This is a genomic window from Marixanthomonas sp. SCSIO 43207, assembly GCF_019904255.1.
GTDB lineage: Bacteria > Bacteroidota > Bacteroidia > Flavobacteriales > Flavobacteriaceae > Marixanthomonas.
Genome location: NZ_CP063203.1, coordinates 1,086,162 through 1,101,691 on the forward strand (window position 1 = coordinate 1,086,162; position 15,530 = coordinate 1,101,691).

Genomic DNA, 15,530 nt, shown 5'->3' on the forward strand with positions numbered 1-15,530 from the left:
ATATCTGTACCTTTGACTACAAAGCTATAGCACTATGAATATTTCAGTAGAATTGACACTTACACCCATTCAAGATGATTATGAACCGGCTATTATTAATTTTATTACAAGCCTTCGTAACTCGGGGTTAACTGTAAAAGAAAATCCATTAAGCACTCAAGTGTATGGCGATTATGATACTGTTATGAACCTTCTCAATAAAGAAATGAAAACAGCTCTTGAGGCAGTAGAAAGAGGTTTGTTGTACATTAAAATTGTAAAATCTGACCGAAGCGACTATGAACCCCATTTTTGAGTTTTTATTTGGACAATATAAGGGGTATGAAACACACCAGATAATATTAGAAATTACAGCTGTTTTACTGGGGTTAATTTCATCGATTTACTCCATGAAAAATAGTATTTGGGTATATCCCACCGGGATAATTAGCACCGCTATATTTGTATATTTATTATGGCAATGGGGTTTGCTAGGAGATATGATTATTAATGCATACTATTTTAGCATGAGCATTTATGGATGGTACATTTGGACCCGAAAAGTTACCCCAACTCGCTATACACCAATTAGCAAAACAACAAGAAAAGAGCATATTGTTTCAGCAGGAATTTTCATTAGTACTTTGTTTTTTATTTATATCGTTTATCAAATTTTTGATAGATGGAACAGCTGGACAGCTTATGTAGATACACTTACTACTGCATTTTTCTTTGTAGGAATGTGGCTGTTAGCAAAACGTAAGATTGAGAATTGGCTGTATTTATTAATAGGGAATATAATAAGTGTACCGCTTTACTTTTATAAAGGATACACTATTAGCAGTATACTATATATTGTGTTTATATTTATATCAATTGCAGGATATTACGCATGGAAAAAACGCTTAAACAATCCACAGAACAAGGGAGTCATAGCATAAAAATTGTGCTTTACGGTCCTGAATCTACCGGAAAAACAACTCTTTCTCGTCTACTGGCTCAAAAATACAAAACACAATGGGTGCCAGAATATATGCGTCAATACCTAGAAGATAAATGGGAAACATCACAAAAAACAATTACCCAGGACGATTTAATACCTATTGCAAAAGGGCAAATAGCTTTAGAAAATAAAGCTGTTAAAAAAGCAAATACATATTTGTTTTGTGACACCAATTTACTGGAGATACAAGTCTATTCAGAATATTATTACAATGGATACTGTCCCACCCAAATAAAACAAGCTGCAGATAAAAACTCATACCATCATTACTTTTTAACCTATATAGATGTACCTTGGGAAGAAGACAAGTTGCGTGATCGTCCTAATGATAGATTAAAAATGTTTTATATTTTTGAAGCAATGCTTCGCAAAAAGCAAATCCCCTATACAATTTTAAAAGGCTCTGTTGAAGAACGAATGAAAACTGCTATACAAACCATCCAAAAACTTAGTGCTCACTAAATTATGTTACAACAACACGACTTAAAACAAATAGAAGACCTAAACGTATCGGTAGAGGTTGTTGCAAAACAACTAGAAACCTTTGCCAGAGGAATTCCCTACTCAAATGTTGTGACAGCAGCATCAATAGGAAATGGTATAGAGCAAATTTCAGATGAAAACCAACAAAAACTAATTCAATTATTTGAACGAGAAAAAAAACAATTAGAATTAGTAAAATTTGTCCCAGCTTCTGGAGCAGCTACCAGAATGTTTAAGTTTTTATATCAATTTTTGGAAGACTACAATCCCGAAGAAGAATCCTTAAACAAATTCTTGAAAAAGGGAAAATATGCTTCGGTAGATACGTTTTTAAAAAATTTAAAAAGTTTTGCTTTTGTAAACGATGTACGCAAAACGATACGTGATATCTATCCAGATTACAAAACCAGTAAAAAAGGAAAAAGAGCTCAATATTTTGTAAAAGCCATGCTAGAGCCTGACGGACTTAATTTTAAAAATTTACCAAAAGGTCTGGTTCCTTTTCATAAATATAAAAAATATTATACCACAGCCTTTGAAGAGCAACTTTATGAAGCAGCTTTTTATGCTTCGGCAAAAGATAATGCCTATTTGCATTTTACATTTTCAGAAAAGCACTTATCAAAATTTAAAAAAGAGTTTGAAGCAGTAAAAAATAGGTTAACCAAGCTTACCAAAACCAATTTTCATATTTCTTATTCTTTTCAGAAAAAAGAAACCGACACCATTGCAGTAGATGAAAATAATAAGCCTTTCAGAAATGAAGAAGGGAAATTAATTTTTAGACCTTCAGGTCATGGAGCTTTGCTTGAAAACCTAAATGAGGTAAACGCAGACATTGTATTTATTAAAAATATTGATAATGTCATTATACGTGAGCAAGTTGAAGAGGTTGCTCATTATAAAAAACTATTAGCCGGTAAATTGCTTTGGGTACAACAAAAAGTGTTTTCATATCTAGAAAAACTTTCTGCAGAAACTATTTCAGAAGAAGAAATAAAAGAAATAAAATCATTTTTATGGAATCACCTTAACTGCAAAAACCTACCTGAAACTAAAGACGCGCTTTTTAAAAAATTAAATAGACCCATACGTGTTTGTGGTGTTGTGAAAAATACTGGAGCACCCGGTGGCGGTCCATTTTGGGTAAAAGCATATAATGGTGAGACTACCTTGCAAATTGTAGAAAGTGCCCAAATTGATAAAGAAGACACGCATCAACAATCCATTTTACAAGAATCTACACATTTTAATCCGGTTGATTTGGTTTGTGGAATAAGAAATTTTAAAGGTGAAAAGTTTAACCTAAAAAATTACTGTGACCCAAATACAGGCTTTATTTCGCAAAAGTCACAAAACGGGAAACCACTTAAAGCATTAGAATTACCCGGACTCTGGAATGGTGCAATGGCAAGATGGAACACCATATTTGTAGAAGTGCCTTTAGTTACATTTAACCCGGTCAAAACTGTCAACGACCTACTCGAGCCCGAACATCAACCAAATAGCTAGTCATTATGAAAACCGACTTGTTATTAAATGAACTTACATTTAAGGCAATGCGTAGCAGTGGACCCGGTGGGCAACACGTTAATAAAACTGCAAGCAAAGTTGAGGTAAGTCTAGATGTAAACAATTCAGCGGCGTTAAGTACTTCAGAAAAAGACCGTATTCTGAAAAAGCTTACAAATAGAATCTCATCTGAAGGAATATTAAGTCTTCATTCTAGTGAAAGCAGAAGTCAACATCGCAATAAAGCTATTGTAATTGAAAAGTTAATAGAACTTTTAAAACAAGCTTTAAAGCCAGTAAAGAAAAGGAAGAAGACCAAAACTCCCAAAAAAGCTATAGAAAAGCGATTAAAGGCTAAAAAGAACAACGCTTTAAAAAAAGCGAATAGAAAACCACCCAAAATAGATTAATACTACACAATTTTTGTATAGTAATTACACAAGTGTACCACTTTGTTATACAGGCGTTTATATAACAATAAAAACATAAATAACTGATAATAAGAAAGTTGGGTTGTTGTATTTCATAAATACTACTACTGGCATTACTTTTTCACTATACAAGTCAAATAAAAATTGAAATAAGAAATTTAAAATTTGATACTATGAAAAAGTTAATTTTTGCAACCGCAATCGCATTAGGAACCTTAACAACAGTAAACGCACAAAACGCTGCAATCGCTCAAGCATCTGTTGACGAAGCAACAATAACTGCACAAGCAGAGGCTGTTGCACAAGATTTTAAGGAAATTAAACCATCCGAATTACCAAAAACTGTATTAGAAGCCGTAGCGAAAGAATTTGAAGGAGCTACTGTATCAAAAGCTTACAAAAACGCAAAAGGTGAATACAAGGTGGTACTTGCCACAGCTGAAGAAGCAAGCAAAACTGTTTATGCAAACAGCAAAGGTGAGTGGATAAAGAAGCAGTAAGCTGCAGTAGTTAGATTCAATACTTCTGGGATGCCATTTGGCATCCCTTTTTTTATGGTAGAGATTAATCTTGTATCACTTTAATAGTCATAACACTTAATAATAAACGAATTTGTGTGAATTTTACACACAAGTACACAGCTTTTACACACCCCAACAAAGCAAAATTTTTTTTACTGAAACCCCACAAAACGCAATATACCAGAGTGTTATGTGTGTTTTTAAAAATAGTAAGAACCTCTGGCATTACTTTTTCACTATACTAAGTGAATTTAGAAATGAAATAATAACAATAAAACTTAGAATTATGAAAAAGTTATTTTTTGCAACCGCAATCGCAATAGGATCATTAACAGCAGTAAATGCTCAAAGTACAGCAATCGCTCAAGCTGATAATGCAGAAGTAAAACAATCTGTTGAAGCAAAACAAGCACCTGTACAAGATTTTAAAGAAATCAAAGCTTCTGAACTTCCTAAGGCTATTGTAGCTTCATTAGATAAAGATTTTAAAGGTGCTACCGTAGCAAAAGCATATAAAAACGCAAAAAACCAGTACAAACTAGTAATAAGTACTGCAGACGGTCAAAAGAAAACCGTATATGCAAATAGTGAAGGACAATGGTTAGAAACTAAAAAGAAGATGAAGTAAGTTTATTGAATTAGTAGATTCAATATTTGGGGGAAAGGATGTCTATTTTAGGCATCCTTTTTTTATGATAACTTTAAAAGTTTGCTCCTCTCATACACCTTATTTTTGTGTAGAGATATTCTAAGCATGACACACAAAATTCTTATCGTTGAAGATGATATAGCCTTCGGAAAAATGCTTGCCACTTTTCTTGAGCGCAGAAATTTTTCTGTAACTACTACCAGCAATAGTAATGAAGGTAAAGAAAAACTTGAAGAAGAAGATTTTGACTTATTAATTACAGATTTAAAACTTCCGGATGATAGCGGAATGACGCTTCTAGAACATGTAAAAAATGCATATCCCAAAACTCGAGTAATTTTAATGACAAGCTACGCCGAAGTTAATACAGCTGTAGAAGCCATTAAAAAAGGCGCGTTAGATTATATTTCAAAGCCATTTCGTCCAGAAGAGTTATTAATGATTATTGAACAAGCTGCTGAAACTTCAGAAAACGCAGCATCTTCTGAAGAAACATCACCATCAAGTTCTCAAAAAAATACTATTTCAGAAAAGAAAGAAGAAAAACCCATTTCTGTTTCAGAAACCAATTTTGTAACAGGAATTAGCGAAGCTTCAAAAAAATTTAATCAATACTTGAAGTTGGTAGGTCCTACAGATATGTGTGTGCTTATACAAGGAGAAAGCGGCACCGGTAAAGAAGTTGCAGCAAATACTATTCATAACGTTAGCAACCGAAGTAAAAAACCTTTTGTAGCTGTAGATTGTGGTGCCATACCCAAAGAGATTGCTTCTAGCGAGTTTTTTGGGCACGTAAAAGGAAGCTTTACCGGAGCTGTAAATGATAAAAAAGGTCACTTTGAAGCGGCACACACAGGAACATTATTTCTAGATGAGGTAGGTAACTTATCTTATGAAAATCAAGTTCAATTATTAAGAGCGCTTCAAGAACGAAAAATAAAACCGGTAGGCAGTAATAAAGAAATTTACGTTGATGTACGTATTATTTCGGCAACCAATGAAGATTTAACCAAAGCTGTAGAAGAAGGACGCTTTAGAGAAGATTTGTATCATCGATTAAATGAATTTTCTATTCATATTCCTTCGTTGAGTGAGCGCAGTGAAGATTTATTTTTATTTACCGAATTTTTCCTTGAACAGGCCAATACCTCATTAAACAAAAATGTAATGGGGCTTTCCAAAGAAGTAGAAACAGCTTTTAAACAATACAGCTGGCCAGGAAATCTACGTGAATTGAAAAACATCATTAAGCGATCTGTTTTATTAACACAGGGTGAAACCATTCCATTAGATGTAATCCCTCGAGAAGTAATAACCGCTTCAGAAAGTAAAAAAACCACTGTTGACTTTTCAAAAGAAAGTAACGAAAAACAACTTATTTTAAACGCCTTAAAAGAAACCGGAAATAATAAATCGAGAGCTGCCAAACTCTTAAATATTACACGAAAAACACTTTACAATAAAATTGAATTGTACAATATTGAACTTTAATTATCTTGCTGAAGTGCTGTTATTAAGGCAGTAATTTCAGTATTTAATTGAGCATATATTGCTTGAATTTGACTGCTGTTTAATTCGGTTATATTTTCAAGTTCTTCAAGTAAAGGAATAACTCTTTTAGCTTCAATTTGTCTACACATAGTAAGCATTTTATGTGCAGTTTGATTAATGCCTTCAAGATTTTCTCTGTCAATACACGATTTTAATTCGTGCATGTCTTTTTCAGTTTCGGCATAAAAAACATTCAAAATTTCTTGAAGTGCAGCGTCTGTTTCCAAAAATGATTTCAGTAGTGAAAGATTATAAAATTCACTTTCATTATCTGAATTTTTTAAATCTGTAGGTGCAACATTTGAAAAATTTTCAGGAAATAACTGTTCTAAAACGTGTAACAAATCATTTTTGGTAAAAGGTTTTTGCAACACTTCGGTAAAACCTTTATTGATGTAGGTTTTTTTGGTGTGTTCGCGGCTCCCGGTCATCGCGATAATAGGTTGATTGGTATAAGTTTTTATTTCATTATTTTGAAACGACTGCAGAACCTCAAAACCACTTGTTTTTGGCATTTGAATATCGGTTAATACAAAATCAAAATCAAGATTCTGTTTGTTTTTAAAAGCTGTAAATTCTTCAAAAGTGTGCGCATTAATATTCATCTGCTCAAATATTTCTGAAAGCATGGCTCGCATAGCAGGATCATCATCAAAAATTATAACTTCCAATTCTTTAGAAATTACTTTTGAAGCGGCTTGGGTAGTGCGCAATGTTCTATCAGATTTTTTTAACGGAATTTGTAAAGTAAATGTACTTCCTTCATTGAGATTGCTTTTTACGGTTAAATCACCTTCTAGCAGATTGGCCAATTTTTTTGAAATAGCAAGGCCAAGACCGTAACCGCCAAATTTTTTGGACGTATCACTTTCAGCTTGTGTAAATTCCTTAAAAATGAGTTGTTGTTTTTCTTCTGAAATTCCTATTCCGGTATCAATTACCTCGAGAGTGAGATCTATGCTATTTTCACCTTCTTTCCTTTGGGTAGCTTTCAATTCAATAGATCCTTTTTCGGTAAACTTAAAAGCGTTTCCTAATAGGTTGTTTAAAATTTGTTGAATACGAAGCGGGTCACTTTCAAAAACCGAATTTTGTAAAGCCGGATCTATGGTAAGTAAAAGGTTTACAGGTTTTTCAGAATACATATCTTCATATGTTTTTGCCGTTTGATGCAACAAGTTTTGTAATGAAAAAGGAAGAGATTCTATTTGTAATTTACCGGCTTCAAGCTTTGAAAAGTCTAACAAGTCGTTTACCAATTTTGAAACATATTCAGATCCAGAATGTATTTGACGCACGTAATGGTTTTGTTTTTCGGTAAGTGAGGTGTTTTCCATAAGCCCGGTATACCCCACAATGGTGTTTAAAGGTGTTTTAAGATCATGGCTTACGGTTGCAATTAATTGCTCACGGCTTTTGAGAAGGTCTTCGGCATATTGTTTTGCATTTTCAAGAGATTTTTTAAAACGTTCTGCTCTAAAAAAGTCACTTAAAATGAAATATGTAAACAATAAAATAATAACAAATCCTACAACTGCTGCGCCTTGTAAAATGGTAACCGTACGTTTAACAGTTGCTTCTTTATTGGCTTTTTCAAGATTGTTTGAGCGTATGTTTTCTGCTTCAAAATCTGTGATTATACGTCTCAATTGAGACGAAAGAGTTAAATCGTTGCGTATGAGTTCATTCTCTTTTTTTTGTAGGGCAAGCCTAGAACGAGAATCCTCTCGCTTTGCTTCGGCGACCAAATAACGAGACTGTGCGAGCATGGAGTCTACCATGCGTGCTTGTACTTTTGTAGTGTCTACATCATTGGTTTGGTTTATAATCTCTATGTATGAGTTCCAGAAGGATCGTTCTTTTGGGGTTAATGCCGAAGGGTTTTCAACAAAGTTATCTAGGGTTAATTTTCCCATAGAGTTGTCAAGCTTCTTAAACTCTGCCAAAATATCATCCAATGAGTTATCCCTGCTGTTGGTCAATTTTAAAATACGAAGTTGCTCTATGTTTTTTTTCTTATCAGTAAGTAACTCCCTAACACTATCTAGTTGTGCTTTTTGATTTTCATCTGTGGTAAGATTTTTTATACTTTCAATTTTTTCAAATAAAGAATCACTTAACGTAATGTAGTTTTTATAATCTTCCTCTTTTTGAGTAAGCAGTGCCAAACGTGAAAAACTATCAGCTTCATACACCAGATTAATGAGTGATCCTGTGGCAAAAACCTTTTTCTCTTCAGTTTTTTTAACCGGGTTGCTTAAGTAGTTTTTATATTCTGAATAAATAAAATACCCAACAACTACCGCCAAAGCACCCAATACCAGATAACTCAAGATGATTTTAAACGTAAATCTGTTTTTCGTTTTTGCCATATTTTCAAATGTACGCAGTCTATCAATGCCAAGATATTAAGGATATGATAAAAAAGATGCTTGAAGGTTTTTTCAATGTGAAACTGTTTGCTACTTTTGCGGCACATCTCAAAGGGGTGCTGAAAAAATTACGATTTATGAATTTTGAAGAACACTTTACAAGAATAATACTTCATAACTCAACAACGTAATTTATAAAGCTGAGATTATACCCATAGAACCTAGAACAGGTAATGCTGTTTAGGAAAAGAACAACAAATCGTTGTAGCCTATAAAAGAGATTCTTTTATCGGATTTTATTTACTATTTATTAACCGAGAATAATGGCCCCTTTTATTCGTAATTAAATTTTATTTACGAATGAAATCGTTATTTATTTCGGCTGCTTTATTAACAACAACCATTGCAGCCATTGCACAAGAAACAGAACAAGATTCAACAAAAGTTGAAAGCTTGGAAGAAGTTTTTATTCAAGCAGTTCGTGTAGACGCAGATTCGCCAATTACACACTCAAACCTGGATGAAAAAGAAATTGAAACCAGAAACCTAGGACAAGACGTTCCGTATTTACTTAACTATTTACCGTCTGTAGTAACCACCAGTGATGCCGGTGCCGGTGTTGGCTACACGTACATTCGAGTAAGAGGTAGTGATGCTTCTCGAGTGAATGTTACATTAAATGGTATTCCATATAACGACTCTGAAAGTCAAGGAACCTTTTGGGTAAATTTACCAGATTTTGCTTCTTCCATTCAAAATTTACAATTACAGAGAGGAGTTGGCACCTCTAGTAACGGTTCCGGGGCATTTGGAGCTAGTTTGAATATTTTGACCGATGAGGTTTCAGAAGAAGCATATGGCGAAATTTCAAATTCATTCGGTTCATTTAATACCCGAAAACACAATGTGAAATTCAGTACCGGATTAATGAAAGATCGAGTAGAAATTGCCGGACGATTGTCAAAAATAGAATCTGATGGATATATAGATAGAGCTCGTTCAGACTTAAAGTCCTATTTCTTACAAGGAGCTTATAAAGACAGAAACACACTTGTAAAAGTATTGACCTTTGGAGGGCAAGAAGAAACCTATCAAGCTTGGAACGGTATTGATGCTGAAACTTTAGAAAACGACAGAACGTTTAACCCTTCAGGGATGTACACCGATGAAGACGGAAACACTCAATTTTATGACAACGAAGTAGATAATTATGCACAAGATCACTATCAAATATTTTGGAATCAACGTTACAACAATAACTGGAGTAGCAATGTTGCATTAAATTACACCTACGGAAGAGGGTACTTTGAGCAATACAAAGAAGATGAAGATTTTGATACCTACGGTTTTGCTCCTATTGAGATAGGTGGTGAGACTGTTAATACTACAGACTTAATACGCCGTCGTTGGTTGGATAACGATTTTTATGCTGTAAATGCCAATATAAACTACAAAGATGAGGCGCTTAATATTTCTGCAGGAGCATTTTTTAGCACCTATAAAGGCGATCATTACGGTGAGGTAATTTGGGCTCGGTATGCAAGTGATTCTGAAATACGCGACAGATACTATTTTAGTGATGCCACAAAAAATGAATTTACCACATTTGCAAAAGCTACCTATCGCTTTAACGATCAATGGCAGGTGTTTGGTGATTTACAAGGACGTTTTATAAGTTATAAAACCGACGGAATCACATCAGACGTAGTGCCTATAGATGTAGATGAAACCTATAGTTTTTTCAATCCCAAAGCAGGTGTTTCGTTTCAGTTAAACGAGTCAAATCAATTTTATGCCTCCTACGGAAGAGCCCAACGCGAACCCACCAGAAACGACTTTGAAGAGAACATTACCACTGCTGAAAAGTTAGATGATTTTGAGTTAGGATGGCGCTTTGCTTCAGAAAAAGCTCAAGTAAACACCAATCTGTTTTATATGGATTATAAAGATCAATTGGTGCTTTCTGGTGAGCTTAATGATGTAGGCGCTCCGTTACGTACTACAAGTGGTGAAAGTTACCGTTTGGGACTAGAAATAGATGCCAATGTAATACTAACTGAGAAAGTAAGCATAAGACCTAATATTGCTTTGAGTTCAAATAAAAATGTTGATTTTGTAGCATCTCAAGATGGTGAATTGGTCAACTTAGGTAAAACCAATATTTCTTTTTCACCAGATATAGTGGCAGGTAATATGCTAGAGTATAGGCCAACGAGAAACTTTCAAGTTGCTTTATTATCAAAATATGTAGGCGAACAATATATGGGAAATATTGATAGTGAGGTTTCAAAACTTGATAGCTATTTTATTAATAACTTCAATATTGTATATCGTTGGGAAAACGTTCCGTTTGTAAATGAAATAGTATTTACCGGATTGATAAATAATATTTTTAATGTAGAATATGTGTCAAATGGATATTTTTTCACCTTTGATGATGTTGATAACCAAGGCAACACCACTACATTTGAAGGAGCTGGATACTATCCGCAAGCAAAAACCAACTTTCTATTAGGCGCAACAATTAAGTTGTAAATCATTAAAAAAGCCTGTTTTTCATCAAAAACAGGCTTTTATTTAATTAGAAACTCTTACGTTGTCCCCAACACGTTCAGCTCTATAACGTTGCATAGGGTATAAGCTAGGATCTATAATGTTTTGCCCTGTTATAATATTATATTTATTATTATCTGTTTCACAAGGGCACGTAGCTTCAATTCCATCAACTTCCATAAGAGAACAATCGTTAGGAGGATGGTTAGGGTCGCTTAATTCAAAAGCGTGATAAATACTATTGTTTTCATTATAAATCACAATACCTTTAATTCCTTGACGAGTAATTATTACTGAATTACCAGGAAGCTTTAACGAGCTGTACTGAGGTAAGTTTAAGTTTAAATTTAAGTTTACAAAAGGAGAGGTCAAATAAGGGTTGTTGTCCAGTCTCTCATCGTCACTTTTACAGGCTATCACGGTAAATAACAGTAATAGAAATGCAATTTTTTTCATAGCGTACATTTTTCTGATGCGAAATTACAATATTTTATACAACAAGTTATTTTTTAGTATATTTGTTATAACAGATCCCGTCAAACGCACGGGATTTTTTGTGTTTAATAACCAAATGCCAACTTTGAGTTGGTGTACCTATATGAAGTAAAATAACAACGTGTTTCATTACACAAACGATGAAGTTATGAGTAAAGTATCTTATTACACTGCAGAAGGATTAAAAAAATTGAGAGACGAGCTTAATCAATTAAAAGATGTTGAACGCCCAAAAGCTTCACAAGCTATTGCTGAAGCCCGCGATAAAGGAGATTTAAGCGAAAATGCTGAATATGATGCAGCAAAAGAAGCTCAAGGAATGCTAGAAATGCGTATCTCAAAACTTGAAGAAGTTGTGGCAAACGCTCGTATTATTGACGAATCACAATTGGATACTTCAAAAGTGTTGGTGCATTCAAATGTGAAAATAAAAAACCAATCAACTGGAGCACAAATGCAATATAAACTTGTCGCTCAAAGTGAAGCCGATTTAAAAAGCGGAAAAATATCTGTAGACTCACCTATTGGTAAAGGTCTTTTAGGTAAAAAAGTAGGCGAAACAGCCGAAATTAGCGTCCCAAACGGAACGATGAAATTTGAAGTGCTTGAAATTACAAGAGATTAAGATATGGCAACGATATTCACAAAAATCATTGAAGGTGAGATTCCTAGCTATAAAATAGCAGAGGATGACAACTTTATTGCGTTTCTAGACGTAAATCCTAATGCAAAAGGACATACGCTGTGTGTGCCTAAAGAAGAAGTAGATAAAATTTTTGACTTAGGTGAACATATGTACCTTCAATTAATGCAGTTTTCAAGACGCGTAGCAAAAGCACTTGAAAAAACAGTGCCTTGTAACAGAGTTGGCATGGCCGTTATAGGTCTTGAAGTTCCGCACGTTCATGTACATTTAATTCCTCTTAACGGTATGAGTGACATGGATTTTTCAAAAAAAATAGAAATGAGCGAGGATGAGTTTAAAAACCTAGCTGCTGAAATTCACAAAAAGCTTGATTAAGCATTTATATTCCAAATTAAAGAAACAATTGCTGCAAGGGCTACAATACCTGCCAAAATAAAAATGTAGGATACTGATTTTAACTGTTTAACAGTTGATTTTGGGTGAACTTGTTTTTTGTGATATTGATATACACGCTCAATATCATCTGTCCAAGTTACAGGGTATATTGTGTTTTTGCAAGTATGACAATATAACTTTTCATCAATATTTTTACTCGCTTGGTTATAAAATTTACTATGCTTTTCTTCTTGTGTAAAAGTGAATTCTAGTCCTTCTGTATCATAGCATTCTGGGCAGTTATTATGTAAACGAGCTTGGTGTAAAATATGTTTTGTAATCATACTAATTTTGTAAGCGTAATACAATTTCCATCGTTGTTCCCTTTGCGGGTGCGCTGTTTAAAACGTGTATTTTTCCGTTATGGTATGTTTCTATTATACGTTTTGCCAAAGAAAGCCCAAGACCCCAACCTCTTTTCTTGGTAGTATAGCCTGGAATAAACACTTTTTTGTGTTTGCTTTTAGGTATTCCTTTTCCGGAATCAGTAATTCTCAAGTAGGCTTTTTTGGTGCTTTTTTCAATTGAGATAGTTATTGTTCCTTTTCCTTTCATAGCATCAATACCGTTTTTCACCAGATTTTCTATGGTCCATCCAAAAAGTTGCGAGTTAAGCATAACAGGTACTGTTTCTTCTGGGGTGTGTAATTCAAATTGAATTAATTTTGAACTTCTTCTTTTTAAATAATCAAATGATGCTTCTGTCTCGGCAACTAGATCTTTTGCTTCTAGTTTTGGCACCGAACCAATTTTTGAAAATCGTTCAGTAATGGTGCGCAACCTATCAATGTCTTTTTCTATTTCAGTAATGTATTCTTGATTCACCTGTTCGGCTTTTAAAATTTCAGTCCAACCTACCAATGATGACAATGGCGTGCCAATTTGGTGGGCTGTTTCTTTGGCCATACCAGCCCATAATCTATTCTGTTCAGCAGATTTTGATGTTTGATAAAATAAGTATAGAGCCAAGAAAATGAGCAGGATTACAAGTATTAATACTATGGGATAATACTTCAATTTATTAATTAGAGGTGAGTTACCATAGTATATGGTTTGTAGCAATTGATCTTCATAATAGATTTCAATGGGTTTGTATTCTGAGCTGAATTGCTTTATAAGTTTTTGTCTTTTTTCGTCTGTGTTTACTTGGCTTTCGGGAATATTTCTTTCGTTATAACTATCGGCCTCATGGCTGTAGCTAATCATAGGAGTAGTATTGTTGCTTTGAATCACCACAGTAGCTGTTTCACTTACTGAATTATCTTCTGTAGTGTTTAATTTTTGTAATTCCTCTTGAGCAGCTGCCCAAACTTTCATTTTATTACGTTCATCATCTTTTAATTGATTAAAAAAAGCAAACGTGTTCCATAAAATGAGACTTATAATTATGATTGAAGCACTTATAAAAAACCAACGAGAGAAAGCTGTTTTATTCAACATAGAAAAAATATATAGCAGTTTAATCTTCTTGTATTATAAGAAGAAGTAAGATTTAAATATAAAGCAAATATGTTAATATTATTGTACAATCAAATTTTTACAAACTTTTAAGTTTGGGTACATTTGTACATTATGATGAGTATTGATCCACAAGAAATTACCACAAAAAAACTGCACGGTTATTTGGTAGGCGCCGTAGCTCCGCGTCCTATTTGCTTTGCAAGTACGGTAGATAAAGACGGAAATGTAAATTTATCACCCTACAGTTTTTTTAATGTATTTGGTGCCAACCCACCAACAATGATTTTTTCACCGGCTCGCAGAGTACGTGATAATACAACAAAACACACACTTGAAAATATTCAAGAAACTAAAGAAGTTGTGATAAACATTGTAAACCACGCTATGGTACAACAAATGAGTTTATCTTCAACTGAATATGAAAAAGGTGTAAATGAATTTATAAAAGCAGGTTTTACTGAATTAAAATCTGACGTTGTAAAACCACCGCGAGTAGCAGAATCTCCAGTACAATTTGAATGCAAGGTAAAACAAGTTATAGAAACCGGACAAGAAGGAGGCGCCGGTAATTTGGTAATTTGTGAAGTGGTTAAAGTTCATGTAAATGAAGACATTCTTGATAATAAAGGAGCTATAGACCCGGCAAAAATTGATACCGTAGCTCGTATGGGAGGTAACTGGTATAGTCGTTCAAAAGTAGGGATGTTTGAAGTGCCCAAACCCTTACGAACTATGGGGATAGGTGTAGATGCGTTGCCAGAACCTATACGTAAGAGTAAAATTTTAACCGGAAACGATTTAGGAATGTTGGGTAATGTAGAAAGCCTACCTACAAAAAAACAACTAAAAACCTATATTGAAAATGCTTCAGAAACCGAGCAATATTTAATCGCTTCAGGTTCTTCAGAAGAAATTCATACCAGAGCGCAAGAATTACTTTGCGAAGCACAAATTGATGATGCGTGGAATTTATTACTAGCACGTTCAGTTTCAGAAAAAGAGTAAAGAATATATTATAAATAACAATGATGGAAGTACAAGGAAAAATTAAGATGATTGACGAGACTAAAACCTACGGTAACAATGGTTTTAGAAAGCGAGAAATGGTAGTAACTACCGAAGAACAATACCCACAACATATATTAATAGAGTTTATTCAAGATAAAACAGATTTACTGGATAAGTTTAAGGTAGGACAAAACGTAAAAGTAAGCATCAACCTTAGAGGTCGTGAGTGGACCAATCCACAAGGTGAAACCAAATATTTCAATTCATTAAATGGATGGCGCATAGAAAGCCTAGAACAATCTGTGTCACAAGATATGCCGCCAATGCCTCCGGAAGATGCTTTTGAGCCGGTAAATGATTTAAATGAAGATGATCACGATGATTTGCCGTTTTAATCAATCTTTTTTATAAAAGCTAATTGAAAGCCTGAA

17 protein-coding genes are annotated in these 15,530 nt (G+C 34.0%); 13 read left to right on the forward strand and 4 right to left on the reverse strand.

The window, feature by feature from the left end:
- Window positions 1–34 precede the first annotated feature (34 nt).
- From INR76_RS05010 to INR76_RS05045, 8 genes are all read left to right on the forward strand, one after another.
- Entirely contained in the window at window positions 35–295 is a 261-nt protein-coding gene (locus INR76_RS05010) for a thiamine-binding protein (RefSeq protein ID WP_223109561.1), read from the forward strand.
- Window positions 279–920 (forward strand): nicotinamide riboside transporter PnuC, encoded by a 642-nt coding sequence (gene pnuC, locus INR76_RS05015; protein ID WP_223109562.1) that lies wholly within the window; start codon window positions 279–281, stop codon window positions 918–920. Before INR76_RS05010 ends, pnuC begins: the two co-directional genes overlap by 17 nt.
- A complete protein-coding gene (locus tag INR76_RS05020) occupies window positions 872–1,444 on the forward strand; it encodes an AAA family ATPase (protein WP_223109563.1) in 573 nt (190 codons plus the stop codon). Before pnuC ends, INR76_RS05020 begins: the two co-directional genes overlap by 49 nt.
- A 3-nt stretch (window positions 1,445–1,447) precedes the next feature.
- On the forward strand, window positions 1,448–2,977 hold the full coding sequence (locus tag INR76_RS05025; protein WP_223109564.1) for a DUF4301 family protein: 1,530 nt from the start codon (window positions 1,448–1,450) through the stop codon (window positions 2,975–2,977).
- Between the two features lie 5 nt (window positions 2,978–2,982).
- Complete coding sequence (arfB, locus tag INR76_RS05030; RefSeq protein ID WP_223109565.1) at window positions 2,983–3,387, forward strand: alternative ribosome rescue aminoacyl-tRNA hydrolase ArfB; 405 nt, start codon at window positions 2,983–2,985, stop codon at window positions 3,385–3,387.
- A gap of 194 nt (window positions 3,388–3,581) precedes the next feature.
- Window positions 3,582–3,908 (forward strand): hypothetical protein, encoded by a 327-nt coding sequence (locus INR76_RS05035; RefSeq protein WP_223109566.1) that lies wholly within the window; start codon window positions 3,582–3,584, stop codon window positions 3,906–3,908.
- Between the two features lie 307 nt (window positions 3,909–4,215).
- Window positions 4,216–4,557, forward strand: coding sequence for a hypothetical protein (locus INR76_RS05040; protein WP_223109567.1), 342 nt, complete (start codon window positions 4,216–4,218; stop codon window positions 4,555–4,557).
- 126 nt (window positions 4,558–4,683) lie between these two features.
- On the forward strand, window positions 4,684–6,069 hold the full coding sequence (locus tag INR76_RS05045; protein ID WP_223109568.1) for a sigma-54 dependent transcriptional regulator: 1,386 nt from the start codon (window positions 4,684–4,686) through the stop codon (window positions 6,067–6,069).
- Here INR76_RS05045 and INR76_RS05050 read toward each other — a convergent pair.
- Entirely contained in the window at window positions 6,066–8,501 is a 2,436-nt protein-coding gene (locus INR76_RS05050; RefSeq protein ID WP_223109569.1) for an ATP-binding protein, read from the reverse strand. The two genes, INR76_RS05045 and INR76_RS05050, sit on opposite strands and share 4 nt — an antisense overlap.
- Before the next feature lie 360 nt (window positions 8,502–8,861).
- Here INR76_RS05050 and INR76_RS05055 point away from each other — a divergent pair, with 360 nt between their 5' ends.
- The gene (locus INR76_RS05055) at window positions 8,862–11,036 is read left to right on the forward strand and encodes a TonB-dependent receptor (protein ID WP_223109570.1); all 2,175 of its coding nucleotides are present in this window, start codon (window positions 8,862–8,864) and stop codon (window positions 11,034–11,036) included.
- Between the two features lie 42 nt (window positions 11,037–11,078).
- Here INR76_RS05055 and INR76_RS05060 read toward each other — a convergent pair whose 3' ends face one another.
- Window positions 11,079–11,510: a hypothetical protein gene (locus tag INR76_RS05060; protein WP_223109571.1), complete on the reverse strand. Its 432-nt coding sequence runs from the start codon at window positions 11,508–11,510 to the stop codon at window positions 11,079–11,081.
- Between the two features lie 187 nt (window positions 11,511–11,697).
- Here INR76_RS05060 and greA point away from each other — a divergent pair, with 187 nt between their 5' ends.
- Both greA and INR76_RS05070 read left to right on the forward strand, forming a co-directional pair.
- Window positions 11,698–12,174, forward strand: a complete 477-nt coding sequence (greA, locus tag INR76_RS05065) for a transcription elongation factor GreA (protein WP_223109572.1) — start codon at window positions 11,698–11,700, stop codon at window positions 12,172–12,174.
- Window positions 12,175–12,177: 3 nt separating this feature from the next.
- Complete coding sequence (locus tag INR76_RS05070; protein WP_223109573.1) at window positions 12,178–12,570, forward strand: HIT family protein; 393 nt, start codon at window positions 12,178–12,180, stop codon at window positions 12,568–12,570.
- Here the strand turns inward: INR76_RS05070 and INR76_RS05075 are convergent.
- Complete coding sequence (locus INR76_RS05075; RefSeq protein ID WP_223109574.1) at window positions 12,567–12,914, reverse strand: hypothetical protein; 348 nt, start codon at window positions 12,912–12,914, stop codon at window positions 12,567–12,569. The genes INR76_RS05070 and INR76_RS05075 overlap by 4 nt on opposite strands.
- A 1-nt stretch (window position 12,915) precedes the next feature.
- The gene (locus tag INR76_RS05080) at window positions 12,916–14,070 is read right to left on the reverse strand and encodes a HAMP domain-containing sensor histidine kinase (protein ID WP_223109575.1); all 1,155 of its coding nucleotides are present in this window, start codon (window positions 14,068–14,070) and stop codon (window positions 12,916–12,918) included.
- A 132-nt stretch (window positions 14,071–14,202) separates the two neighbouring features.
- Between INR76_RS05080 and INR76_RS05085 the strand changes: the two genes are divergently transcribed.
- Both INR76_RS05085 and INR76_RS05090 read left to right on the forward strand, forming a co-directional pair.
- Window positions 14,203–15,096: a flavin reductase family protein gene (locus INR76_RS05085; RefSeq protein ID WP_223109576.1), complete on the forward strand. Its 894-nt coding sequence runs from the start codon at window positions 14,203–14,205 to the stop codon at window positions 15,094–15,096.
- Between the two features lie 23 nt (window positions 15,097–15,119).
- Window positions 15,120–15,494, forward strand: coding sequence for a DUF3127 domain-containing protein (locus INR76_RS05090; protein ID WP_223109969.1), 375 nt, complete (start codon window positions 15,120–15,122; stop codon window positions 15,492–15,494).
- Window positions 15,495–15,530 lie beyond the last annotated feature (36 nt).